The 25,504-nt window shown below is 38.6% G+C and carries 26 protein-coding genes; 10 read left to right on the forward strand and 16 right to left on the reverse strand.

Features of this window, described 5'->3' with window-relative positions; genetic code table 11:
• Nucleotides 1-123: 123 nt before the first annotated feature.
• From fusA to INT04_RS08955, 7 genes are all read right to left on the reverse strand, one after another.
• A complete protein-coding gene (gene fusA, locus INT04_RS08925; RefSeq protein WP_193015788.1) occupies nucleotides 124-2,238 on the reverse strand; it encodes an elongation factor G in 2,115 nt (704 codons plus the stop codon).
• An 81-nt stretch (nucleotides 2,239-2,319) separates the two neighbouring features.
• Nucleotides 2,320-2,790, reverse strand: coding sequence for a 30S ribosomal protein S7 (gene rpsG, locus INT04_RS08930; protein ID WP_004246897.1), 471 nt, complete (start codon nucleotides 2,788-2,790; stop codon nucleotides 2,320-2,322).
• Between the two features lie 98 nt (nucleotides 2,791-2,888).
• Nucleotides 2,889-3,263 (reverse strand): 30S ribosomal protein S12, encoded by a 375-nt coding sequence (gene rpsL, locus INT04_RS08935; RefSeq protein ID WP_004236497.1) that lies wholly within the window; start codon nucleotides 3,261-3,263, stop codon nucleotides 2,889-2,891.
• 127 nt (nucleotides 3,264-3,390) lie between these two features.
• Nucleotides 3,391-3,684, reverse strand: coding sequence for a sulfurtransferase complex subunit TusB (tusB, locus tag INT04_RS08940; RefSeq protein ID WP_193015789.1), 294 nt, complete (start codon nucleotides 3,682-3,684; stop codon nucleotides 3,391-3,393).
• Between the two features lie 31 nt (nucleotides 3,685-3,715).
• Nucleotides 3,716-4,084: a sulfurtransferase complex subunit TusC gene (gene tusC / locus INT04_RS08945; RefSeq protein ID WP_193015790.1), complete on the reverse strand. Its 369-nt coding sequence runs from the start codon at nucleotides 4,082-4,084 to the stop codon at nucleotides 3,716-3,718.
• Nucleotides 4,084-4,479 carry a sulfurtransferase complex subunit TusD gene (gene tusD / locus INT04_RS08950; RefSeq protein ID WP_193015791.1) on the reverse strand — a complete coding sequence of 132 codons (396 nt, stop codon included), beginning with the start codon at nucleotides 4,477-4,479 and terminating at the stop codon, nucleotides 4,084-4,086. Before tusD ends, tusC begins: the two co-directional genes overlap by 1 nt.
• A 9-nt stretch (nucleotides 4,480-4,488) precedes the next feature.
• Nucleotides 4,489-5,193, reverse strand: a complete 705-nt coding sequence (locus tag INT04_RS08955) for a transcriptional regulator (RefSeq protein ID WP_193015792.1) — start codon at nucleotides 5,191-5,193, stop codon at nucleotides 4,489-4,491.
• A 345-nt stretch (nucleotides 5,194-5,538) separates the two neighbouring features.
• Here INT04_RS08955 and INT04_RS08960 point away from each other — a divergent pair, with 345 nt between their 5' ends.
• Nucleotides 5,539-5,697: a hypothetical protein gene (locus tag INT04_RS08960; protein WP_193015793.1), complete on the forward strand. Its 159-nt coding sequence runs from the start codon at nucleotides 5,539-5,541 to the stop codon at nucleotides 5,695-5,697.
• Nucleotides 5,698-5,830: 133 nt separating this feature from the next.
• Nucleotides 5,831-6,712 carry a DMT family transporter gene (locus INT04_RS08965; protein ID WP_193015794.1) on the forward strand — a complete coding sequence of 294 codons (882 nt, stop codon included), beginning with the start codon at nucleotides 5,831-5,833 and terminating at the stop codon, nucleotides 6,710-6,712.
• 94 nt (nucleotides 6,713-6,806) lie between these two features.
• On the opposite strand, the gene fkpA is transcribed toward INT04_RS08965, so the two are convergent.
• Nucleotides 6,807-7,556 (reverse strand): FKBP-type peptidyl-prolyl cis-trans isomerase, encoded by a 750-nt coding sequence (fkpA, locus tag INT04_RS08970; protein WP_193015795.1) that lies wholly within the window; start codon nucleotides 7,554-7,556, stop codon nucleotides 6,807-6,809.
• Nucleotides 7,557-7,890: 334 nt separating this feature from the next.
• Between fkpA and INT04_RS08975 the strand changes: the two genes are divergently transcribed.
• Complete coding sequence (locus INT04_RS08975; RefSeq protein WP_193015796.1) at nucleotides 7,891-8,109, forward strand: SlyX family protein; 219 nt, start codon at nucleotides 7,891-7,893, stop codon at nucleotides 8,107-8,109.
• Nucleotides 8,110-8,188: 79 nt separating this feature from the next.
• Here INT04_RS08975 and slyD read toward each other — a convergent pair whose 3' ends face one another.
• The 4 genes from slyD to kefG all read right to left on the reverse strand — a co-directional run bounded on the left by slyD (nucleotide 8,189) and on the right by kefG (nucleotide 11,511).
• Complete coding sequence (gene slyD / locus INT04_RS08980; protein WP_193015797.1) at nucleotides 8,189-8,800, reverse strand: peptidylprolyl isomerase; 612 nt, start codon at nucleotides 8,798-8,800, stop codon at nucleotides 8,189-8,191.
• An 89-nt stretch (nucleotides 8,801-8,889) separates the two neighbouring features.
• Nucleotides 8,890-9,093 carry a YheV family putative zinc ribbon protein gene (locus INT04_RS08985; protein WP_193015798.1) on the reverse strand — a complete coding sequence of 68 codons (204 nt, stop codon included), beginning with the start codon at nucleotides 9,091-9,093 and terminating at the stop codon, nucleotides 8,890-8,892.
• A gap of 4 nt (nucleotides 9,094-9,097) precedes the next feature.
• A complete protein-coding gene (gene kefB / locus INT04_RS08990; protein WP_193015799.1) occupies nucleotides 9,098-10,960 on the reverse strand; it encodes a glutathione-regulated potassium-efflux system protein KefB in 1,863 nt (620 codons plus the stop codon).
• Nucleotides 10,960-11,511, reverse strand: a complete 552-nt coding sequence (gene kefG / locus INT04_RS08995) for a glutathione-regulated potassium-efflux system ancillary protein KefG (protein ID WP_193015800.1) — start codon at nucleotides 11,509-11,511, stop codon at nucleotides 10,960-10,962. The genes kefB and kefG overlap by 1 nt, the downstream gene beginning before the upstream one ends.
• Before the next feature lie 121 nt (nucleotides 11,512-11,632).
• On the opposite strand from kefG, the gene INT04_RS09000 reads away from it, so the two are divergent.
• From INT04_RS09000 to INT04_RS09010, 3 genes are all read left to right on the forward strand, one after another.
• Nucleotides 11,633-13,564 carry an ABC transporter ATP-binding protein gene (locus INT04_RS09000; RefSeq protein ID WP_193015801.1) on the forward strand — a complete coding sequence of 644 codons (1,932 nt, stop codon included), beginning with the start codon at nucleotides 11,633-11,635 and terminating at the stop codon, nucleotides 13,562-13,564.
• 331 nt (nucleotides 13,565-13,895) lie between these two features.
• Nucleotides 13,896-15,578: a methyl-accepting chemotaxis protein gene (locus INT04_RS09005; protein WP_193015802.1), complete on the forward strand. Its 1,683-nt coding sequence runs from the start codon at nucleotides 13,896-13,898 to the stop codon at nucleotides 15,576-15,578.
• 535 nt (nucleotides 15,579-16,113) lie between these two features.
• A complete protein-coding gene (locus INT04_RS09010; protein WP_193015803.1) occupies nucleotides 16,114-17,856 on the forward strand; it encodes a methyl-accepting chemotaxis protein in 1,743 nt (580 codons plus the stop codon).
• Between the two features lie 68 nt (nucleotides 17,857-17,924).
• Here the strand turns inward: INT04_RS09010 and INT04_RS09015 are convergent, their stop codons facing one another.
• The 3 genes from INT04_RS09015 to INT04_RS09025 all read right to left on the reverse strand — a co-directional run bounded on the left by INT04_RS09015 (nucleotide 17,925) and on the right by INT04_RS09025 (nucleotide 21,800).
• Nucleotides 17,925-19,469: a methyl-accepting chemotaxis protein gene (locus tag INT04_RS09015; protein WP_193015804.1), complete on the reverse strand. Its 1,545-nt coding sequence runs from the start codon at nucleotides 19,467-19,469 to the stop codon at nucleotides 17,925-17,927.
• A gap of 149 nt (nucleotides 19,470-19,618) precedes the next feature.
• Complete coding sequence (locus INT04_RS09020; protein WP_193015805.1) at nucleotides 19,619-20,479, reverse strand: SIS domain-containing protein; 861 nt, start codon at nucleotides 20,477-20,479, stop codon at nucleotides 19,619-19,621.
• 715 nt (nucleotides 20,480-21,194) lie between these two features.
• The gene (locus INT04_RS09025; protein WP_193015806.1) at nucleotides 21,195-21,800 is read right to left on the reverse strand and encodes a LysE family translocator; all 606 of its coding nucleotides are present in this window, start codon (nucleotides 21,798-21,800) and stop codon (nucleotides 21,195-21,197) included.
• A 99-nt stretch (nucleotides 21,801-21,899) separates the two neighbouring features.
• On the opposite strand from INT04_RS09025, the gene INT04_RS09030 reads away from it, so the two are divergent.
• From INT04_RS09030 to INT04_RS09040, 3 genes are all read left to right on the forward strand, one after another.
• A complete protein-coding gene (locus tag INT04_RS09030) occupies nucleotides 21,900-22,880 on the forward strand; it encodes a hydrolase (RefSeq protein ID WP_193015807.1) in 981 nt (326 codons plus the stop codon).
• The gene (locus INT04_RS09035; RefSeq protein WP_193015808.1) at nucleotides 22,877-23,098 is read left to right on the forward strand and encodes a YheU family protein; all 222 of its coding nucleotides are present in this window, start codon (nucleotides 22,877-22,879) and stop codon (nucleotides 23,096-23,098) included. The genes INT04_RS09030 and INT04_RS09035 overlap by 4 nt, the downstream gene beginning before the upstream one ends.
• Nucleotides 23,099-23,176: 78 nt before the next feature.
• On the forward strand, nucleotides 23,177-24,046 hold the full coding sequence (locus tag INT04_RS09040; RefSeq protein ID WP_193015809.1) for a phosphoribulokinase: 870 nt from the start codon (nucleotides 23,177-23,179) through the stop codon (nucleotides 24,044-24,046).
• Between the two features lie 89 nt (nucleotides 24,047-24,135).
• Here the strand turns inward: INT04_RS09040 and INT04_RS09045 are convergent, their stop codons facing one another.
• On the reverse strand, nucleotides 24,136-24,543 hold the full coding sequence (locus INT04_RS09045; RefSeq protein WP_023583286.1) for an OsmC family protein: 408 nt from the start codon (nucleotides 24,541-24,543) through the stop codon (nucleotides 24,136-24,138).
• A gap of 313 nt (nucleotides 24,544-24,856) precedes the next feature.
• Here INT04_RS09045 and crp point away from each other — a divergent pair, with 313 nt between their 5' ends.
• On the forward strand, nucleotides 24,857-25,489 hold the full coding sequence (gene crp / locus INT04_RS09050) for a cAMP-activated global transcriptional regulator CRP (protein ID WP_066749260.1): 633 nt from the start codon (nucleotides 24,857-24,859) through the stop codon (nucleotides 25,487-25,489).
• Nucleotides 25,490-25,504: the final 15 nt, after the last annotated feature.

Here is a 25,504-nt window from a genome sequence, read left to right on the forward strand (position 1 = left end):
CCGATAGTACCAACGTTAACGTGCGGTTTTGAACGTTCAAATTTTTCTTTAGACACGACTATATTCCTTAATATCGCTCCCTCTAGCAGAGGGAGCGTAAACTAAATTGAACTCGAAAGGATCTTATTTCGCTTTACGAGCTTCGATAATAGCCTGAGCGACGTTGCTAGGCGCTTCGTTGTACTTCAAGAACTCCATAGAGTATGAAGCACGACCCTGAGTTTGTGAACGCAGGTCAGTTGCATAACCGAACATCTCAGCCAGTGGTACTTGAGCACGGATGATCTTACCGGTAGGCAGATCGTCCATACCTTCAACCATACCACGACGACGGTTTAAGTCACCGATAACGTCGCCCATGTAATCTTCTGGCGTTTCAATCTCAACTTTCATGACTGGCTCAAGCAGAATTGGCTTAGCTTTCATGAAGCCGTCTTTAAATGCCATTGATGCGGCAATTTTAAACGCGATTTCTGAGGAGTCAACATCATGGTAAGAACCATAATGTAAACGAGCCTGAATATCCACAACAGGATAACCTGCTAATGGACCAGATTTCAGCTGTTCTTGAATACCTTTATCAACAGCTGGGATGAATTCTTTAGGAATTACACCACCAACGATATCGTTGATAAATATATAGTTTTGCTCACCACCTGCTGGTAATGGAGACAGGTCAATAATGACATGACCATACTGACCACGACCACCAGATTGTTTTGCGTGCTTACCTTCGATATCAGTTACTGTATCACGAATAGTTTCACGGTAAGCAACCTGTGGTTTACCTACGTTCGCTTCAACTTTAAATTCACGACGCATACGGTCAACTAACACGTCTAAGTGCAGTTCGCCCATACCAGCAATGATAGTTTGACCAGTTTCTTCGTCGCTTGATACGCGGAAAGATGGATCTTCCTGAGCCAGACGGTTCAGAGCGATACCCATTTTTTCTTGGTCAACTTTAGTCTTAGGTTCGATAGCAACAGAGATTACTGGCTCTGGGAATTCCATACGTTCTAAGATGATTGGTGCGTCAATTGCACACAAAGTATCACCTGTAGTCACGTCTTTCAGACCGATAGCAGCAGCGATGTCGCCCGCACGAACTTCTTTAATTTCTTCACGCTTGTTAGCATGCATCTGAACAATACGGCCAAAACGTTCTTTTCTGTCTTTAACCGGGTTCAGAACTGTGTCACCAGAGTTTACAACACCTGAGTAGACACGGAAGAATGTTAAGTTACCAACAAATGGGTCAGTTGCGATTTTGAATGCCAGTGCAGAGAATGGCTCTTCGTCGCTTGAATGACGTTCTGCTGGGGTATCTTTACCATCTGGTAACATACCTTTAATTGCAGGTACATCTGTTGGTGCTGGCAGGTATTCAATTACCGCATCCAGCATTGCCTGAACACCTTTGTTCTTAAATGCAGAACCACAGGTCACCAGGATAATTTCATTTTCTAGAACGCGTTTACGCAGTGCAAATTTAATTTCTGCTTCTGTCAGTTCTTCGCCGCCCAGATATTTGTCCATCAGCTCTTCTGATGCTTCAGCTGCTGATTCAACCAGGTTGTTGTGCCATTCTTCAGCTAAATCTTGCAGATCTGCTGGAATGTCTTCGTATTCGAAAGTAACACCTTGGTCTTCTTCACTCCAACGGATTGCTTTCATTTTAACTAAATCAACAACACCGGTGAAATGCTCTTCAGCGCCTACTGGAATTTGCAGAGGAACTGGAGTTGCTGCCAGACGTGTTTTGATTTGTTCAACAACACGCAGGTAGTTTGCACCCATACGGTCCATTTTGTTAACGAACGCGATACGTGGTACATGATATTTGTTAGCCTGGCGCCATACTGTCTCTGACTGAGGCTGAACACCACCAACTGCACAGTAAACCATAACCGCGCCATCAAGAACACGCATAGAACGTTCTACTTCGATTGTGAAGTCAACGTGACCTGGGGTGTCGATGATGTTTACACGGTGAGGCTCAAACTGTTTGGCCATGCCAGACCAGAATGCAGTAGTTGCTGCGGATGTGATAGTAATACCACGTTCCTGCTCCTGCTCCATCCAGTCCATTGTTGCTGAACCTTCGTGAGTTTCACCAATTTTATGGTTTACACCGGTATAAAACAGAATACGTTCACTTGTAGTGGTTTTACCGGCATCGATGTGCGCACTGATACCGATATTACGGTAGCGTGCTATGGGGGTTTGACGAGCCATTTTTTCCTCTCTCGTGGGCGTTCAATTCAGGTAAAGGACAGCATAGCTGTCCTGAAAAGAGTTGCGACAATACTTATTGGATTACCAACGGTAGTGTGCGAACGCCTTGTTTGCATCTGCCATACGGTGAACGTCTTCACGTTTCTTAACAGCAGCGCCTTTGTTTTCAGCCGCATCAGATAATTCATTTGCCAGGCGAAGAGCCATGGATTTATCACCGCGTTTACGAGCAGCTTCAACAATCCAACGCATTGCTAATGCATTACGACGAACCGGACGTACTTCAACTGGAACCTGGTAAGTTGAACCACCAACACGGCGGGATTTAACTTCCACAGTAGGACGTACGTTATCTAATGCGATTTCGAACGCTTCCAGTTCAGTTTTGCCTGAACGCTGAGCCAGGGTCTCAAGCGCATTATATACGATAGATTCTGCAGTAGATTTTTTACCGTCTACCATCAGAATGTTTACAAATTTGGCCAGCAGTTCTGATCCGAACTTAGGATCTGGCAGAATTTTACGTTGACCAATTACACGACGACGTGGCATGGAAATACTCCGTTTAAATTCAGGGTTGTCCAAAACTCAATGAGTTTATTTTGACATTAATAGTGAAAAAATGTTTGGCCTTACTTAACGGAGAACCATTAAGCCTTTGGCTTCTTCACACCGTACTTAGAACGAGCTTGTTTACGGTCTTTAACACCGGAACAGTCCAGCGCGCCGCGAACAGTGTGGTAACGCACACCTGGTAAGTCTTTAACACGACCACCACGGATTAAGATTACGGAGTGCTCCTGCAAGTTGTGGCCTTCACCACCGATGTAGGATGATACTTCGAAACCGTTAGTCAAACGCACACGACATACTTTACGCAGTGCTGAGTTTGGTTTTTTTGGAGTGGTAGTATATACACGAGTACATACGCCACGTTTTTGCGGGCAAGCTTCCAGAGCTGGAACGTTGCTTTTAACAACTTTCGAGCTACGAGATTTGCGCACCAGCTGGTTAATAGTTGCCATTTAAAAAAAGCTCCTGGTTTTTGCTTCGTAAACACGGATTTGAACTCTGTCTTGTCAACAAGACAAAACATGAGGACGCAGAATTTTATTGCTGACGGGCTCATGTGTCAAGAATTATACAGCAATTCTACGCTCCCCAGTGAATTTGTTGGGGATGTTTTACCGTTAAATCGACAAAATCATGATAATTGATGAGTTTAATATGATGAGATGCTTGATCTTTTAAGCCTCTTGCCAAAACATCATCAATTAATGCGTAAATAGAAATTTGCTGCTGAAGACAATATTTTAATAAGGGATTCTCTTCAAGAACTGCCAGTACACCATCTTGTATTAACAAAACGTCATCTTGTTTTGTCAGCAAAGATAAAAAAGCCTCTAAATCACTTTGGTAAATAGAGACAGAATAAGTATACAACATTACTGTTCATCCTTCCCGACTAACTCATGAATTAAAAACGCAACACCACATCATATTCACTCAATTTTTGAGCAATATCTTGATGAGACATCACTTGAGCATCCAACACAAAAGAAGTTTGAGAGGATAATCCACGATGAGCCATGTCTGTCTGTGATATATAGACGTTTGTTACATCATACAAGGGCAAGACTTTAAAAGTCGCAGCATGATGGCGAGATAGCACACCTTCAGGCTGTTGATTTTCAATTAATTGAAACACCCCATCAGAGATAAAAAAAACACCAATATCTTCAGTTAATGCTGACGTTGCGAGCAATGCATCCAAACCTTCTCGCCCTGCACTATTGCCATGGGGTGCTTGCGTAAAAAGAAAGGCGACTGAATTCATTTTTTTCATTAAAATTGCACCACACGAGAGCACGTCAACATAGCTTGAGCCAGTGTTCCCAACCCACTTAACTCAAATTCAGTTGCCATATTATGGCTATCCATTCCCTGCTCTTTTGCTTGTTGAGCATCAATTATTCCTCTACGCAACGCAGCCGCTACACACACTTGCAAAGGTATCTGATATTTTTTTGCCAGTGTGAGCCACGCTTTAGGAAGGTCAAACTCATCACTTGCAGGTGAAACCCATTTGTTCGCATTCACCACACCTTCCCGATAGAAGAAAATTTGTGCAATTTGATGCCCCTTTTCAATAAGAGCATTGGCAAACAAATAGGCACTTGAAGCTTGTTCAGTTCCATAATGAGGCCCTGTTACCACCAAGCAATATGTCAAGGAACTCATAATGTTGTTTTATTCTCCATTTTTAAACTGGCGAATATAGAGATACACAGTATGTTTTGAGATATTTAATCTATCAGCAACCTGATTGATAGCATCTTTAATATCAAAAATACCTTTCTCATAGAGATTTAATACAACTTGTTTATTTTTCGCATTATTGGCAACTTCACGATCATTGTTTACTTCTTCAATCGTGAACTCCAATGTTTGCGCCACTAAATCATCAACTGATGAGGCAAAGTTAACATCGGAAGCCACTTCATGCGTTTCTTCAGGTATAAAGGTTTTAATTATTTCTGAGAATGGAACATCAAGGTTCATATTGATGCACAACAAACCAATGACACGACGTTCACGATTACGGATCGCAATCGTGATTGATTTCATCAATGCACCACTTTTCGCTCTAGTAAAGTAAGCCTTTGAAAAACTTGAATCTTCATCTGTAATATCATGTAACATCTGTAATGCTAAATCGGTAATAGGAGAACCAATCTTACGACCAGTATGTTCTCCATTGGCGATTTTAACCGCTGAACATTTCAAATCTTCCAGAGAGTGCAATACGATTTCGCAATGGTTGCCAATGAGCATTGCCAAACCATCAACGGCAGCTTCATAGGACTTCAATATTTCGTGATCAGTTTGAGTAAAAGGTCGGCTATCTAGTTTTTCAAACTCGCTGCTGTCACCATTAAATAACGGGCTAGACATTTGATTATATAATCCTTAAAGGCTTTAATTATGATAATGACTTGAGGTTCTATTTTTTATAACGATTCGTCATTGCGGATCAATTCAATATTAAAAAAATTTAAATATAAACACAAAATTAAGAACGATTCTGACGTTAGATCGTCAGAGGATCTACGTCAAGTGACTTAGAATAAGAGCTTTGTGATAGGTCACAGCTTTTTTCATTTTTCTTTATCTTTTTGTATCAATGTTCTCTTTATTTTTGAAAATTTCCCATTTAATGATGGAAGGGATAAAGATTGACACTATTGAAGCGATTACCTATATTTCAAATAATTATTATTTTAACGAGCAATTAATTCTATGAATATACTGATGATATGCCAATCTCAGCAAACTTCATCAATAATGGGATTAATTTCTGTTGCTTCTATACCTATTGAAATTCTCTCTTCACCACCTCCGCCAGTGAAAGTGATTGTCGTCAATACAACGGTTGTTGTTGCAACTCATGTTGCTTGATTTGTTTACTTGGCTTAATAACGCTTAATCGCATACCTATAATTGCTTTTATTCATTGATATTTTATCAAATAGCCAATGATGACTAAAAATAAACACGCTATTTTTATTACTTATTTTACAGGTACATCGTCATGTATTTACGTCAATATTGGGCAAAATTTGGTCCAACGACACTATTCGTTTTATTGTGGAGTAGCGGTGCTATCTTTTCTCGTTGGGGATTAGATAATGGTAGTTCATTTGCTATCTTAACTTGGCGTTTTATTATTGCGTTAGTCTTTCTTTCTTTTTTATGTTTTCAACGTCATCGTTTTTTACCACCGAAAGGAAGCCGTTTAAAAACTGCATGGGTTGGTTTACTGATTATTGGTGGTTATTCTATTTGTTATCTATTAGCACTCGCTAATAGCATCACACCAGGAATGTTAGCCACAATAATGGGGGTACAACCCATTATCACGTTATGGATCATTGAACGTCATTTTACTGCGACACGATTGTTAGGGCTTTTAATCGCTTTAGCTGGGTTAGTCTTAGTGGTTGCCCAAAGTTTATTTAATACTGCGCTTTCACTAACAGGAATGATCTATGCGTTAGTGGCCTTGTTTTGCATGAGTTTTGGGGCTATTTCACAGAAAAAGTTGCAATTAGCACCCATGGATGCCTTACCACTACAATATGTTGTCAGTCTTATATTGTGCTTATTATTTGTACCATTCCAGCCCTTTGAGGCTTCATTAGATTTTGGCTTTATTATTCCCGTGCTTTGGCTTGCGATTATTATTTCTGTTGTTGCTCAATTGCTATTATACCGCTTACTCACAACCGGTAATCTAGTGAATGTCACTAGCTTATTTTATTTAGTCCCTGGTGTAACAGCACTAATGGACTACATCTTCTTAGGTAATAAGATGTCTTGGCTGAGTTTAGCTGGAATGGGAGCCATCATTGTAGGTTTACTGTTTGTTTTTAAAAAGCCCAAAGCTATTATTGTTGAAGAGACCGTAGACTAACGCTATGCGTTAATAAATGATGAGTTATACATTAGAAATAAAAATGCTGACATTAATGTCAGCATTTTTTTAGTGATATTGGGGGATAAGTGAATTACTTATCGCTTTCAACACTCAGTAATTCAACTTCAAAGACTAATGTTGAGTTAGCTGGAATACCACTTGTAGCACGTTGTCCGTAGCCTAATTCTGGTGGAATAACTAACTTGATTTTACCGCCTTCTTTGATGTATTTCATCCCTTCAGTCCAGCCTGGAATAACGCTTTTCAGGCTAATTGTCAGAGGTTCATTACGATCATAAGAACTGTCAAATTGTTTACCATCAATCAGCATGCCTTTATAGTTTACAGTAACACGATCAGCATCTGTTGGTGTTTTACCTTTACCTGGATTTTCAACTAAATACAGTAAACCTGATTTCGTTTTTACCACACCTTTTTCAGCGGCAAACTCTGTACGGAATTTATCACCCGCAGTTTTGTTCTCAGTCGCTTCTTTTTCCATTTTTGCTGTTGCAGCAGTACGGACTTGATCTTCAAAAGCCGCTAAGGTTAATTCAATTTCAGCGTCTGATAATTTTGATTTACTATTAAATGCATCCTGAACACCGGCTAGCAGTTGTTTAGAATCTAAAGTAATACCAATATTTTTTTGCTCTTGTAATGCAGCTTCCATATAGCGACCCATCGACGCGCCTAACGCATAGGCATTTTGCTCATTTTGAGTTTTAAATGCGCTATTTAATGTTGGCACTTTAGCCGCTTCTTCAGCCAATGCATGAGGTGCACTGAATGCGAAGGCTAAACTGGTTGCCAGCAACGTCGTTTTTAATAAAGATTTCATCCCATTCTCCAGTATATGTTAGTGAGTCGCTGCGTTTTGTAAACGATCATCATAGATCTTCACTAAAACGTTTTGCACCACTTCTTGCTGTCGTTGCGGTATAGATCTCATCTGCGGGTAGCAATTTTATATGAATTTAAAAAATTTGCCGACACCCTTAACAGTTAATGTTAGGATTTTTGTCAGCACAGAGTGTTATCACATTAACAAAATAGTCTTTTATCTCAAACCAGATTTATGTCTTCCTGTGTATATATCAGTAAATAAGATTAAATTTCGCGAGTTTGTGAGTCACATCCATCGTAATAAGACAGTTTAAAGGAGGGAAAATACAATGGATATTAAGGAAATAGAGCAATTGCTCATTCAATTAGAAAGCAAAGTTGCTTTTCAAGATGCGACTATTGATGAGTTAAATCAGGTAGTCACACAGCAACAAATTGAAATTAGCCGCTTTAAAGAAGCATTAAAGATTGTCACTGAGCGTCTAAAAACCTCACAATCTTCAATACTTGCAAGGCCTGAGGATGAAACACCACCTCCTCACTATTAAGTGATGATTTGATATTGATTGAAATCAGAAAAACAAAAAAGGAGCGCTAAAACGCTCCTTTTGATCTTTTAAAGAAAGATTAGTGCTGGCAACCACAACCGCCATGACCTTCGCCGCCACAACATCCGCCTTCTTCACCGTGAGAATGGCCATGACCATGACCACCGCCACAGCATCCACCTTCTTCACCGTGACCGTGACCACCGCAGCATTCATGCTCTTCTTCTTCACCGTGCACGTGACCGTGTGCTAATTCTTCTTCAGTCGCTTCACGAATGGCAACAATCTCAACATGAAACTTCAGATTTTGACCTGCTAACATGTGGTTACCATCAACGATAACTTCATCACCTTCAATACCTGTAATTTCTACAGGTACTGGGCCTTGATCAGTATCAGCAAGGAAACGCATGCCGACTTCTAACTCATCAACGCCAACAAAAACATCTTTTGGGACGCGTTGAACTAAGTTTTCGTCATATTCGCCATAAGCATCATCAGAAGCAACTTCTACGTCGAATTTCTCACCGACTTCGCGACCTGTTAATGCATTTTCTAAACCACTGATTAAAGAACCACGGCCATGCAGATAGTCTAACGGTGCGCTCACCGTGGACTCATCAACTAAAACACCGTCTTCTGATCTTACTTGATAAGCCAGACTAACTACCAAGTCGTTTGCTACTTTCATGACATCTCCTACATACCCGTGGGCAAAATTTTCCCGATTGTAACGAAAAATAAATCTTCTGTATCGGGTTATATCAAAAAAACCTACAATTATTGTGGTGTAAAGATCCCTATGACCTGTTCATTTTCACGGACAAGCGAAGTAACCGCCCCCTCTGTTTGCCGTTGTTGATGGCCACATTGAGCACATTCCACAATATCAACTTTATCTTCACGCCACATTTTGAGTGTGTCTTGAGCTTGACAGTGTGGACACACTGCGCCTGCGATAAAGCGTTTACGGGTTGCAGACATGGGGTCAGTTCTCCTGTTTATCAATAGATCGTTTTTCTTTACTTGTTTGAGGGATGTCATCAGTCAATGATTCATCCCAAATATCAGGCTGATGATGTTCTTGACGAATTTCTTCACTAAAGAGCTCTTCTAATTCTCGCCTTGCCTCTTTGACACGAGACACATTAGAAACTTCTTCAGGTGATTCATCCACCAGCTTTCTGAGTAATTGCATATCTAGACGACGAAAATGCTGTTGTGCTCGATAAGCTTGATGAGGATGCATACCTAATTCAATTAACGTCTTACGTCCTAATTCTAAAGCACTAGAGAACGTTTCTCGGCTAAAATCAGTTACACCTGCTTTTAGTAACTCATGCGCTTCAACGCGTCCTCTCGCTCTTGCGATAATATGCAAGTGAGGGAAATGGCGCTGGCATAAATGCACAATCTCCATTGAAGCTTCAGGTTCATTACTGGTAATTACAATCGTTTTTGCGTGTTCCGCACCCGCCGCACGTAATAAATTGAGATCAGTAGCATCACCATAATAAACTTTATAACCATATTTACGCATAGTGCTTAAGCTTCCCACATCATGCTCTAATACGGTGACGTTAATCTTGTTAGCCATCAACAAACGCCCTACAACCTGCCCCATTCGACCAAAACCAACAAGAATGACCTCAGGGTGGTTATTTTCAACAAAAGGCTGTTCGTCTGTTTTAGCCTCATTATAACGGTGAGATAACACAACGTCTGTCATTTGCATCACAAGTGGTGTTGTCATCATTGAAAGTGTGACGACCACCAGCAATAACGCCATCTGCTGACTATCTAGCACGCCCATTGCCATTGATGTTGAGAAAACAACAAAAGCAAATTCTCCACCTTGACTTAGCACTGCTGAAAATTGTAAACGTGAAGAAAAACGTAATCCTGCTAACCATGCAATACCATAAAGTATCAGTGCCTTAACAATCACTAGAATAAGCACACCCAGTAAAACTTCAGGTAAATAACGCCATAAAATACCGATATCTAAAGACATACCAACAGAGATAAAAAAGAGTCCCAATAACAAGCCTTTAAAAGGCTCAATGGAGATCTCTAATTCATGTCGATATTCTGAATCTGCTAATAACACACCCGCAATAAAGGTTCCCATTGCCATTGAGAAGCCTAATGTTTCCATAAAAATAGCGGCACCTAGCACAACTAATAACGCAGCAGCGGTAAAAACTTCTCTTACCCCTGATTTCACAACTAAACGAAATAGAGGACGTAATAGATAGCGTCCACAAATCAATAACGCAGCAAAAGAGACCACTTTTAAACCAATTCGATACCAATCACTGCTTGCTGTTTCACCCGCCAACAAAGGAATAACGGCAAGAATAGGGATCACCGCCATATCTTGAAACAATAGAACAGCAAATCCTAGCTGCCCACCTTCATTATGATTCATTCCCTTCTCATTCATTAGTTGTAATGCCATTGCAGTTGAAGACATTGCAATACCTAACCCCCCAATCACAGCCGCCTGCCATGAAAAAGACGTTAAAACAAGAATAAGACCTGAAAAAATAGACGCGGTGAACACCACTTGCATTGAACCGACACCAAAGATGGCGCGCCTTAATTCCCATAACTTGGCTGGATTTAACTCTAAGCCAATAAGGAACATCAGAAAAACCACCCCTAATTCAGAAAAATGTAAGATATTGTCAATATCTTTAAATAATCCGAGTCCCCAAGGTCCAATGGCAATACCCGCGATCAAATACCCTAATACCGCCCCAATTTTAAGGCGTTGAGCAATCGGCACCATAATCACGGCAGCACACAGGAAAAAGAGCACAGCTTTAATCATCCAGTTATCTTCCATTAGGTATGCTCTCCTTCAAGTGGCGCACTTAACCAATAGCGATAAGCCTCTCCAATATGTGTCAATGTCATTTTAGATTGTTGTCTTGCTGAATACACAATCATGGGGGATAACCAACGCATGCCACACATTTCTGCCATAAGCTCTAAAGGGCGCAATAATTCAGAGAGTGTGTAGTGATTCTTTCCGTTATGTTGGTAAGCATATTCAGGTTCACCTGTGGTCACAACACAGCGGAATGCTTTCCCTTTTAAATATGACCTTCCGCTTTTGTTGGCAAAAGGGCGAGTTAACACTCTGTCTTGCCATTCTTTTAATAAGGCAGGGCAGCTATATGTTTGTAATGGAAATTGAAAAACAATGACTTGATGTTGACACAACAAGGATTGCTCATGGTGTATATCAATAAAAAAATCAGGATAAGTCGCATATAAATCATGAATAGTTATATTCTCTAAATCCCTTACCGCATTTAATAACGCTTTATTGGCGATGGATTGGCGCGGCTCGGGATGAACATACACCAGTAATACATTTGATGCGTTTGACATCATTCCTCCTTACAAAACGTGTCAGAAACCCTTTTTTCCGTTACCATGCACGCATTGTGACCTACTGTTACGAACAACTTACTCTATATATTAATTTACATACTCTTAATAGACGATATTTATGATTGTTTTTTCTTCTTTGCAAATTCGCCGTGGTATCAGAGTGTTACTGGACAACGCCAGTGCAACCATTAACCCAGGGCAAAAGATTGGTCTAGTCGGTAAAAATGGCTGTGGTAAAACTACCTTACTTTCTTTATTGAAAGGTGAACTTCAAGCTGAAGCCGGCAATGTCACCTATCCTAGTACATGGTCAATGGCGTGGGTTAACCAAGAAACCCCTGCACTTAATGTACCTGCAATTGATTATGTTATTGATGGTGATAGAGAATATCGCCAGTTAGAACAACGATTACAAAAAGCGAACGAGACAAACGATGGTCATGCAATTGCGCTTATTCATGGGCAGTTAGATGCAATTAATGCATGGACAATACAATCTCGGGCAGCAACCTTGCTCAATGGTTTAGGTTTTAGCCAACAACAACTTAATGAACCTGTAAAATCATTTTCAGGTGGCTGGAGAATGCGGTTAAACTTAGCGCAGGCGCTGATTTGTCGCTCTGATTTACTCTTACTCGATGAGCCTACCAACCACTTAGATTTAGATGCAGTCATTTGGCTTGAAAAATGGCTAAAAAGCTATACGGGCACCTTAATTTTGATTTCCCATGACCGTGATTTCCTTGATCCGATCGTGGATAAAATCTTGCATATCGAACAAGAAAAAATCTTTGAATATTCAGGTAACTACTCTTCGTTTGAAATGCAACGAGCAACAAAACTCGCTCAGCAACAAGCGTTGTTTGAAAACCAGCAATCAAAAATTGCACATTTACAAAGTTTTATCGACAGATTTAAAGCGAAAGCGACTAAAGCTAAACAAGCCCAAAGCCGTGTAAAAATGCTTGAACGAATGGAACGTGTTGCACCTGCGCATTCTGATAATCCATTCCAATTTAGTTTTCGCCAACCTGAAAGTTTACCTAACCCACTGCTTTCGATGGAAAAAGTGAGTGCAGGCTATGGTGAAAAAATCATTCTTAATGAGATTAAACTCAACCTAATTCCAGGTTCACGTATTGGGTTATTAGGGCGTAATGGTGCAGGTAAATCGACACTGATTAAATTACTTGCTGGCGAACTTGAGCCCTTACAAGGGAAAATGGCGCTATCAAAAGGTATTAAGCTGGGTTACTTTGCACAGCATCAATTAGAATTTTTACGATCTGATGAATCTGCATTACAGCATTTAACTCGTTTAGCACCCAAAGAGACTGAGCAAAAGTTACGTGATTACCTTGGCGGCTTTGGCTTCCATGGCGATAAAGTTACCGATGCATGTGGTCAGTTTTCGGGGGGTGAAAAAGCACGTTTAGTCTTATCACTCTTAGTCTGGCAGCGCCCTAACTTACTGTTAATGGATGAACCGACCAACCACCTTGACTTAGATATGCGCCAAGCACTCACTCAGGCGTTAATTAGCTTTGAAGGCGCGATCGTTGTCGTATCGCATGATAGACATTTACTCCGTTCAACGACTGATGATCTCTATCTTGTTCATGATGGCCAAGTTGAGCCTTTTGATGGTGACCTTGATGATTACCAACAATGGCTAGTTGATCAAAATCGCCAAGAGACTCAAGCAAATAAAAATCAGCAAGACAAAGACAACAGTGCAACAACAAATTTAAGCGCTCAAGATAAGAAAGAGCAAAAGCGTAAAGAAGCCGAATTTAGACAACAAACGCAACCTTTACGTAAAAAGCTAGCGACGTTAGAAAGTAAAATGGACAAGTTCAGTCAAGAACTTACCTTAATTGAAACGGCGCTGTCTGACAGTGGTATTTATGATATAAGCCGTAAAAGTGAGCTTTCTGATTGCTTAAGTCGACAAAGTATCACGAAATCAGCACTTGAGGATGTTGAAATGGAATGGATGGAATTACAAGAAACATTGGAAGAAATGACAAACGCATTTGATTCTCAGTAATAATACGCAATTCATTAATAAAGGAACTGTTTTAAGTGAAATAGTTCCTTTCTTTTTAATTAATCATTCATTCTTAAAATTTATACAATTCATTTCACTTACGGTATTTATATCATTTTACAGTAGCACTATTTACACAAAATATAATCTCACCCTATCTAACAATAACCCAGCAAAAATAACAGGCTAACATTCATTTTCTGACGATTAATATTAAGTAAGGGAAATAAATTCTTTCGCGCTAAAGTTTTTAACATTCCAGCCGAATTAATCATTCTGCTAAGTGGACCTCCCACTTACAAACGAAAAGGCAAAGCTAATAGGTAGGGTTATGTTAAAACGAATTAAAATCTCTCAAGGTTTAATGTGTGTCCTGACTCTGTTTTGTATTATTCAGGTCATTTCTGGAGTACAAAGCATTCACGATGCCTATCAGACTCAGAATAAACTCAAACAAATTTCATACAGTTTCGACCAACTTCGTACAATGGATAATACGTATGCAGAGTTAAATACACTACGTACTGATATTATCGCACAAGCATTTAGTTATATTTCAGACCCTAAGGCTGAAGACGCAAATATCACAGCATTTATGCAAACTATGCCCGCACGTAAAGCACAAGTTGATGCGCTCATGACTGAGTATATCGATTTATCTGCTCAAACAGGCTTTGATCAGCAACGTATGGCACACATCAAACAGCTCTATCAAAAAAGCCGAGCTGACCTTGATTTATTGGCGCAATATTTAAGTGAACGCAATACCAATGCCGTTCGCTTGATCTTAAAAAGCCCAGCAAATACAAACTTTACTAATTCATTATATGAAGCTACCGATTTTATTACGGATGAAGTCGTTAACCCATCCGTTATTGAAGCAGAAAATAACTACCACAGCATGTTGTGGATCTCGTCTATTTTTATGGGTATTTTCCTTGTTTTCACCACATTAGTTCTCTTTTGGATCCGTAAACATATTATTGTGCGTATCACTCAAATGATTGCTTATCAAAAAGCAATTGCTAGCGGAGATTTAATTGGCCGCATTGATAGTGATGTTTCAGGTAATAATGAGATTGACCAACTCATGTTAGGTTTACAACAGATGAGAGCTCAATTAAAAGAGATGGTGAGCTCAATTCGAAATAGTAGTTCAACTATTTATACCGGTGTACAAGAAATCGCGGCAAGCAATAATGACTTATCAAGTCGAACAGAAGAACAAGCTAGTGCGTTAGAAGAAACCGCGTCAAGCATGGAACAAATGACGGCCACAATTCGTAATAACACAGACAGCGCCCGCGAAGTGACAGAGCTTGTGATGAGTACTGCGGATATTGCCGTTCAAGGTGGCGAGCACAGTAATAAGATGGTAATGACAATGACTGATATTGCCGATCGCTCACAAAAGATTGGTGAAATTACCGCAGTTATTGATGATATTGCTTTCCAAACCAATATATTAGCCCTTAATGCCGCAGTTGAAGCAGCACGAGCGGGCGAACAAGGACGTGGTTTTTCTGTGGTTGCCAGTGAAGTACGCAATTTGGCACAGCGCAGTGCCGAAGCAGCAAAAGAGATCAAAGAGCTTATTGAATCAACCATATTACGTGTTAGACAAGGTAATGATCTGGTTGAACAAGTCAGCTTATCAATGGGTGAGATTGTTACCTCCGTCAATCATGTCTCTGGTTCAATGAAAGAGATTTTATCTGCATCAGAAGAACAAACTCGTGGCATTGCACAAATCAGTCTTGCGGTTAATGAGATGGATAAAGCAACACAACAAAATGCAGCGATGGTTGAACAATCAACAGCAGCTTCTGCCACATTGAGTGAGCAAGCAAGCATGCTAGATACCATAGTGAATACATTTAAAGTTGAACACGAAAAGCCTGTTTCCACTAAATTGCCAATCTTCTCTGCAAAACCCAAAGAAAAAGAAATAATTAAAACTCCAACAATAAAAAACCATAACCATGAAACAGATAATAATTGGGAAAATTTCTAATTAAGCCGCTCATACAATAGAAAATGAGCACTTAGTGTAGAAAACCGTCAATTCAATCGAACAATGCCTCTACCTACCCTACTCCCAGTAATTTTCTGGGAGTATTTTTAACTCACGATACATGGGTATTTAAAACGAACATTTTTCATACGAAAAAAAGGGAATTTTAAGAAACTTTAAGCGTATTTATGAAAATAATACATTTATTTTGCTTATCATAAAATAAAACGACAACTAAAAATAAAACACCGCTTGTAATCGCTTCATTATTCAGTAAAAACATTATTAAATCTTAATATTTATAAATAAACACAAAAAATGAGTAAGATAATATACTCACCACACCTTCTATTAATCATTAAGGAATTTTAGCTATTAGCTGATTATTAAAGCTAAAAAAAGAAATATAAGTCATCTTTACCCATTAATAGAGTAGAAAAGGTAAAGTTTTTAGAAATTAAGCCGAATAAGTTTAATTGATGAATATTTATCGATCCTTGCTCTGTGTCCTACAAATCAATTAATAGGTAAGGCTATGCTGAAACGAATAAAAATATCTAATGGCTTAATGTTTATCTTAATACTGTTTTGCGCTATTCAGCTTTTTTCTGGTGCAATGAGTATCCGTGATGCGAGTTTAACAAATAAACGGATCTCACAATTAGCGAATGGCTTTGAACAGATAAAAACGATGGATTATGGTTATGCTGAATTAAATAAGTTACGTGAAGATATGCTTAATGTCATGTTTGAAGCCCATCTCACACCTGATATTGCAGAAAATAGAATTACAGATTTCCTCTCTACTTACCCCCAGCGAAAACAAGAAATTACCCGCATCATTACAGATTATTTCACTTCCGCTAAAAATTCCGATTTTGATCCTGAAAAAATAGAAAACATGAAAAAGCTCTTTAACCGAGTGCTTTACGATCTTGATCAACTTGTTTCATGTTTAGAAATTCGTGATTACTACGGATTTCAATCTCTTTATGCACATAATACTAATGAACGTTTTACCCAATCTCTCTATGAAGCAACGGATTATCTCAGCGAGAATGTGGTAACCCATGCTATTGAGGCCGCGCAAGGGAATTACGAACGGACGTTAATTTTAGCGTTTGTTTTTATGTTTGTTTTTATTCTATTTACTGTCCTTGTTGTACTTTGGATACGTCGAAATATTGTTTTACGTATCAATCAAATTGTTGATTACATGTCAGAAATTTCACAAGGAAACTTACTCGAAAATAAAGATATCGCAGTAAAGGGTAATAATGAAATCGACCAATTAATTGCAGGTATTCAGTATATGCGCACTGAACTATCATTAATTGTGAATGCGATTCGAGGAACAAGTCATCACATTTATACTGGTGTTCAAGAATTATCAGCAGGTAATACAGATTTGTCTTGCCGTACGGAAGAACAAGCCAGCGCATTAGAAGAAACAGCATCAAGTATGGAACAACTCACGGCAACCGTGAGAAATAATACAGAAAGTGCCCGTGAAGTCTCACACCTCATCAACCAAACCTCAAATATTGCCAGTAAAGGAGGCGATGTTACAAATAGGATGGTGAAAACGATGACGGATATTGCTGATAGCTCGCAAAAAATTGGTGAGATCACTGCGGTTATCAATAGCATTGCTTTTCAAACCAATATTCTCTCATTAAATGCCGCCGTTGAAGCGGCAAGAGCCGGTGAACAAGGACGTGGTTTCTCTGTGGTTGCCACGGAGGTACGTAATTTAGCACAACGCAGTGCCGAAGCAGCCAAGGAAATTAAAGCGTTAATTGATGCTTCAATTAGTCGTGTTCGCCATGGTAATGATCTCGTTGAACAGGTCAGTATTTCTATGGGGGAAATACTGACCTCCGTAAAACACGTTGAAGACTCAATGACTGAGATTTTATCAGCATCTGAGGAACAAACTCGTGGCATTACCCAAGTTTCTCTTGCTGTTACAGAAATGGATAAAGCAACTCAGCAAAATGCGACTATGGTTGAACAATCTTCTGCCGTTGCCAGTTTATTAACTGAAGAAGCCGGTAATCTTGAACAAATTGTTGAGCAATTTAAAACAGAAGAAAGTGAAAATTTTGCTAAAAAAACACCGCATAACAGCATTGAAAAACAACCCATCACTGAAAAATTACAATCCGTAAAAAGCGATAAAGCAAAAAGTACTGCAAAAGAGGATGTGAAAGAAAAGAAGTTAGCCAAAGGAGTGGCAGCCAATGACGATGAAGACGATGATTGGACAAGCTTCTAAATAAACGCAAAGACACCACTTTTTCAGTAGGTGTCTTTTTCTTTTACTACCTCGATAACAATGACAATTTAATGAAATACATTAATAGCACTGACTAAATAATTAGTTTGCACTTTCATTTCACCTGAAATCATTGACGCTTTAGAAACATAATTCGCATTCTCATGCGTAATCGATTCCAATTTTTCAACAGCTCGACCTAACTCTTTTAAACCTGCACTTTGCTCTGATGAAGCCAGGCTGATTTCCCCGATAAGATCAGTCACATTTTTAACATGCACAACGATATCTTCCATGGTGCTGACTGTTTCATTCACTTGTTTTGAACCCACTTTGATATTGCTACTAGAGGCACTAATCAACGTTTTGATCTCTTTTGCGGCTTCAGCACTGCGTTGTGCTAAATTACGTACCTCCGTGGCAACCACAGAGAAACCGCGTCCTTGTTCACCCGCTCTTGCTGCTTCTACCGAAGCATTGAGTGCAAGTATGTTGGTTTGAAAAGCAATACTATCGATAACCCCAATAATATTGCCGATACGATCAGAACTTTGAGCAATGTCATTCATTGTATTTGCGATATTATCCATTGCATTACCGCCTTTTATCGCCGCATCACAAGTAATATTAGAAAGGTTATTAGCTTGCCCTGCGGTTTCACTATTACTACTCACCGCCGTAGTAAGCTCATTCATAGTTGACGCCGTCGCTTCAACATTACTAGCCGTTTGTTCCGTTCTTACATATAAATCACGATTACCTGCGGCTAATTGATCACAAGAGATATCCACCTGATGGATTTGATGGCTTACATCATTCACTAACCAACGGAACATGCGCCCTAACTGATTAACTGAACGTTGCGTCATTCCAATTTCATCAATACGATTAAGATAAGCAACGTTATGCTCATCTCCTGTAGCGACACGATTAGCTTGTTCATTTAATCGAATGATGGGTTTGACAATTTGAAAATAGAGAACGCGCTCATTTATCATCAGTAATAGCAGTAAAATTACAACATGTAGAAAAAGAGCATAACCCGATAAGCCTGCAAACCACCCGCTTAACAACATAAAAGGGAGAGGCAATAAAATAAAAAGGCGAAGGCGTTTTTTTAATGAAATGGTTTGATTCCATGAACGCCAGCGTTGCCACCCTTTATAAACAAAGGCACCTTTTAAAAAGGTATGTGATGGGTACTTACCTTGATTAAATCCGTCGTAAAGTGCCGAGGCTTGTGCTATTTCCTCTTTTTGTGCAGCAGTCCTTACAGACATAAAACTTTGAATTTTACCTTGACGTATAATCGGTGTGATATTGGCCCTTACCCAATAGTGATCACCATTTTTACGTCGGTTTTTAACGATCCCAGTCCAAACCTCTCCTTGTTTTAAGGTTTTCCACATATCCTTAAAAACCGCTGAAGGGATATCTGGGTGTCGGACAATATTATGGGGTTGCCCCACAAGTTCCTTGACTGAAAACCCACTAGCCTCAACGAAATCCTCATTGGCATAAATAATATTGCCATTAAGATCTGTCGTTGACATCAGTGTTGCGTTTTCAGATACCGGGTATTCTCGCTGTGTCACCGGTTGATTGTTACGCATTAGTTACTCTCCTCGACATTGAAATTGAAACATCTCAACAAAAAAAGATTGCCTAAATAACTATCGTTTCGGCCTCTGGGAGAATAACTTTAGTAATAAGTGAAAATACCTACATTTAAATATTAGATTTTTGAATCAGTTCAAGATTTTTAATTATCCAGACTATTAATTAATGCCTGAGAACTTAACACTAATGTCTTGGCACATTCATCACGTTTCTTTAATAACGCCATAAAAATAAGATCTGTTATTGTATTTTGTGCAGTACGAGAAGAGATTGATGCACTTCGCCACTCCCCTTCATCCGCAATTGTTTCTAATATATAATCGGCAATTCTGCCTAATGGCGAGTGCTTCTCTCCCGTTATGGCGATAATTTTTGCCCCTTGTTTTTTAGCAACTGAAGCCGCCACTAACATATCTTTTCTTTTTCCACTATATGAAATCACAATTTGTAAATCTTTTGAACTTAACATTTGCGCAACAGAAATTTGTACATGATGATCGGTTTCAATCAATGTAGTGATCCCTATTTTTTGTAATTTATAACTTAAATCCCTTGCGACTAATCCTGAACCACCAATCCCTATAATTTGAACCCGTAAGGCTTCATCAATAAGCTGAATAACCTTTTCAAAATGAAGATAATTAATTTGGCGAGTTGTATCACTAATTGAATTATTTTTCTCTTGAGCTAATTTTTGTGCAATAACGACTAAGCTATCATCAGATCCAATTTGATTATGTAATATGTTCGGATTTTGTCCTGGACTAGCATTTTTTCGGCCTAACTCTTCACTTATCGCTAATTTCAAAGATGGAAAACCTTTAAATCCTATTTTTTGACTGAATTTCACAATAGCCGATTGACTTACTCCCATTGTTTCAGCAAGTTGCTGTGATGAAAGTGTCACCGTTTTCTCTGGGTTTTCTAAAATATAATCGGCTATTTTACGCTGGTTTGTAGCCATGCCCGGTTTGATCCAAGCAATTTTCGTTAATGTTGGCATAATAACAATATCCACTTCGAGTACTATATAGTGATATATGGAGTAATTTTTAATAAAGAGCTTAATGCCTAAAAAAATTAGATATCTATAATAAAATCAATTAGAAACAAAATATGAGTAACAATAAATTATAAAAATAGTTATATTGTTATTGAAATACTTATTCTTATAATAATTCTATAATTTCTTTCTCTACTCATTAATCCCTGCATTTTATAATAGTTAATTATTTTTTTTCCAATTTTAAATAATAATTTATTCTTTCCAGTCAATAGCACGATATAAAATCAGTCTATATATATTCAATAAAATTACGTTTTTAAACATATCTATTAACTTAATAACAATAAATAAAACACGTAAAAACATTAACACAATAAAAAAACCTTTAATTACAACAAGTAAAAAGGAATAAATAATTCCCATAGAAAAGAATTATTTTTCATTTTTAAAACATAAAGATAGATAAATTAAAAGACTCACAAACTAATGGTTATATCGTGATGATAAAAATACGTCGTCAATAAACATTTTATATGAAGATAAACTGTAACATAAAATTTAATGATAATAGGCGATCGTAGATCTCCCTTTTGGGAGATAAATACTCTTTTTTTGACACTCATCCAGAAAGATCATTTTGACTAAACTCAAAAAAACATCATATTTATCAAACAAATTAGGTTAACCATTGATTTATACCTATTTTATTAGTTTACTCAATCCAGATTAAAGGGACACAAAGCGCCGTTAATATCCCCATCGAAATATTAAATATAAACCAAGAACCCCTGCTTTGTAGAAATAAGCTAATCAAACTTCCACCTAAAATCCAAACAATACCCACAACAAAATTCACAATCATCATCACAATACTAATGGCGATAACTGAATTAAAATAAGCATCCCCCGATAAACTAAAGCTCCCCACTGCACCTAATCCCATCATCCATGCTTTGGGGTTTAGGAATTGCAATAATCCACCTTGAAACCAACTTACTGCTTGGGGAGTTTTTGCTGGAATATCTAAACGCTGATAAGATGATGTGGCTGTTTTCCAAGCTAACCAAAGTAAGTATACGCTCCCCACCATCTTTAATCCGATATGCAGTGCAGGATAAATAATTAATAATGCAGCCACACCAAATGCGGAGCTTAATAAAACACATTGCATACCCAGTATAATGCCAGCCATCAGCTTCAAGGAGCCTTTAAAACCTACATTAGCGCCTGATGAGGTGAGTAATAAATTATTAGGGCCTGGCGTAATTGCAGCAATAAATAGGAAAATAGTTAAAGAAAAAATAAGGCTAATTGTCATGGTGAGGGCTCAAAGATGTGACAGATGTTTTATTTTCACCGAAAATAGCAGTATGTTATTTAGCAAACAAGTGTTAATTCATTTTGATAGACGGGAAATATGTCTCAATACTTTAATCCAATGCGTTGGGCTAAAAATCCACATTTACAAACGCTTTTACCCAGAATAGTGCGTAGAACGCCACTATTAACGCCTTACTGGCAACGACTAAACCTTCCTGACAATGATTTTGTCGATTTAGCATGGAGTGAAGATCCGAAAATGGCGCTCAATAAGCCACGTTTAGTGATTTTTCATGGCTTAGAAGGAAGCTTTAGCAGTCCTTATGTTCACGGCATGTTATCCGCAGCAAAAGAGAGAGGCTGGTTAAGTGTAGTTATGCATTTTAGAGGATGCAGTGGTGAACCCAATAGACAAAAGCGTATCTATCACTCAGGTGAAACAGAAGATGCTCGCTACTTTTTAAACTGGCTAAAAAAGGAATTTGGCGAACAACCCACGGCGGCAGTTGGCTACTCTCTTGGTGGAAATATGCTTGCTTATTATCTTGCTGAAAGTGGCGAAAGCGCAGTAGTCGATGCGGCCGTTATTGTATCTGCACCATTAATGTTAGAACCTTGTTCGACAAAAATTGAACATGGTTTTTCCCGTTTTTATCAATGGTATCTGTTAAAGGAGCTAAAAAATAATGCGACACGAAAACTTATTCGTTACCCGGAATCATTACCAATTAGTTTACTGACGATAAAATCCATTAAAAAATTACGTCAGTTTGACGATTTAATTACCTCTAAAATTCATGGATTTAAAGATGCGCTTGATTATTATCGTCAATGCAGTGCGTTACCTTTATTAAATAAAATAAAGAAAACGACACTGATCATTCATGCTAAAGATGATCCTTTTATGTCTGCAGATGTGATCCCTGATGTTGCGACGTTACCCAATAATATTGAATATCAACTTACAGAGTTTGGTGGCCATGTGGGTTTTGTCAGCGGAAAGCTCTCTAAACCCGTTATGTGGCTTGAAAGTCGGATCCCTGACTGGCTAACCACCTATTTGGAGAAAGCCAAATGATAATACCTTGGAATGAGCTTTCCATAGAAACACTAGACAATCTTATTGAAAATTTCGTTTTACGAGAAGGCACTGATTATGGTATTCAAGAAAAAACACTTGAACAAAAAGTCATCGATGTAAAAAAACAACTCAAATCTGGTGAGGCCGTATTAGTGTGGTCTGAACTTCATGAGAGCGTCAATATTATGCCTACATCGCAATTTCGTTCTGATTAGCCACCCAAGAGCGAAATCTTGCTATCAATAAGGGCCACCTCCAATAAGGGCCAACCTTATTTTGCAAAAGGATAATCTATGTCAATCAAGCACCCTATCATCGCGGTTACAGGCTCAAGTGGTGCAGGAACGACCACAACAAGCCAAGCTTTTCGTAAAATATTCCAACAAGTTAATGCCAATTCAGCGTTAATTGATGGAGATAGCTTTCATCGTTATACCCGCCCTGAAATGGATATGGCGATAAGAAAAGCCAAAGAGCAAGGACGACATATTAGTTATTTTGGCCCTGAAGCAAATGATTTTAGCCTGCTAAGTTCGACATTTAGCCACTATAGTGAGACAGGGCAAGGCCAATCACGTAAATACTTGCACTCTTATGATGAAGCCACACCATACAATCAATTACCTGGTACATTTACGCCATGGGAACCCTTGCCCGCAAATACGGATGTTCTCTTTTACGAAGGATTACATGGGGGCGTTGTCGCGGGTGAACATAATGTCGCACAACATGTTGATTTATTAGTCGGCGTTGTTCCTATTGTCAACCTTGAATGGATACAGAAACTCATCCGAGACACGACAGAGCGAGGCCATTCACAAGAAGCAGTAAGAGATTCTGTTGTGCGTTCAATGGACGACTATATTAACTACATTATTCCGCAATTTTCACGCACTCATATCAACTTTCAACGTGTACCCACCGTTGATACCTCAAATCCATTTTCAGCCAAAGCCATTCCTACACTGGATGAAAGCTTTATTGTTATTCGCTTTCGAGGCTTAACGGATATTGATTTTCCCTATTTACTCGCCATGTTACATGGCTCATTTATGTCAACAATAAATACTATTGTAGTACCTGGTGGGAAATTAGGATTAGCGATGGAGTTAATTATGGCACCGCTTGTCAAAAAACTATTAAATGGCGAAAAGATTAGTTAACCAAGAGAAAATTTATTTCTATAAAAATAATATCCCATTAATTAAGGGATATTATTTTTGAAATTAAATTTTATTTTAAAATATCAAAATTAATCAGCATCTTTTATTTCAAATGAATGCGTAATATTCGCTGCTTTTCCTAGCATTAAAGAGACCGAACAATATTTTTCTGCGGATAATTGGACTGCACGTTCAACAATTTTATCTGTTAATTCTTTCCCTGAAACAATAAAATGTAAATTAATATCAGTAAATAAACGTGGCGCTTCCTCACGACGCTCTGATGTTAATTTCACTTCACAATCAGTGACTTGATGACGACCTTTACGTAAAATACTCACTACATCAATCGCACTACATCCACCTGCAGCAATTAATACCATTTCCATTGGACTTGGTGCTTTATCACCAGAATTTCCATCCATCATAATTTGATGGCCTGATGAAGACTCGCCAACAAAAGATAAATCTTCGACCCACTTAACCCGAGCTTCCATTTATTTTCCCCCTAAAGATGACAGAAACTAAAAGAGTACATTCTCATAATTCAACTGGCAATTAGCAAATAGGTTTATTATGCTGACTGCGTAAAACGAGACTTAATGCACTAATTGTGTTAAAAACAATATCTGCTTGATGATAGTGGTTAAGATCAATGCATTATTTTCTCATTTATTATAATCTATTCCTTATTAACTTACCGTGTTCTCAGGAAGTTAATAGGTAAAGATAGGATTTTTAAGCACGCTGTCTCAAAAGGGAACCTATCCGTTTTGAAAAGCTGCATTTAACGTACAGAGGATAACGCGAATGGTTCTCGGCAAGCCGCAAACAGACCCGACTCTTGAATGGTTTTTGTCTCACTGCCATATTCACAAATATCCATCCAAGAGCACGCTGATCCACCAAGGTGAGAAAGCGGAAACACTTTATTATATTGTTAAAGGTTCCGTGGCAGTTCTTATTAAAGATGAAGAAGGAAAAGAAATGATCCTCTCCTACTTAAATCAAGGAGATTTCATCGGTGAACTTGGATTATTTGAAGAAGATCAAGAACGTAGTGCATGGGTTAGAGCAAAAACAGCCTGTGAAGTAGCAGAAATTTCCTATAAAAAATTCCGCCAATTAATTCAGGTTAACCCTGATATTCTGATGCGCCTTTCAGCTCAAATGGCGAGCAGATTACAAACAACATCAGAAAAAGTAGGTAACCTTGCTTTTCTTGATGTAACAGGTCGTATTGCACAAACCTTACTAAACTTAGCAAAACAACCCGATGCAATGACGCATCCTGATGGCATGCAAATTAAAATTACACGTCAGGAAATTGGTCAAATTGTAGGTTGTTCACGCGAAACTGTAGGCCGTATTCTTAAAATGCTAGAAGATCAAAACCTGATCTCAGCACACGGTAAAACTATCGTCGTTTACGGTACTCGCTAAGTTTACTTACCCGAA

Source organism: Proteus sp. FME41, from assembly GCF_014897315.1.
Taxonomy (GTDB): domain Bacteria; phylum Pseudomonadota; class Gammaproteobacteria; order Enterobacterales; family Enterobacteriaceae; genus Proteus.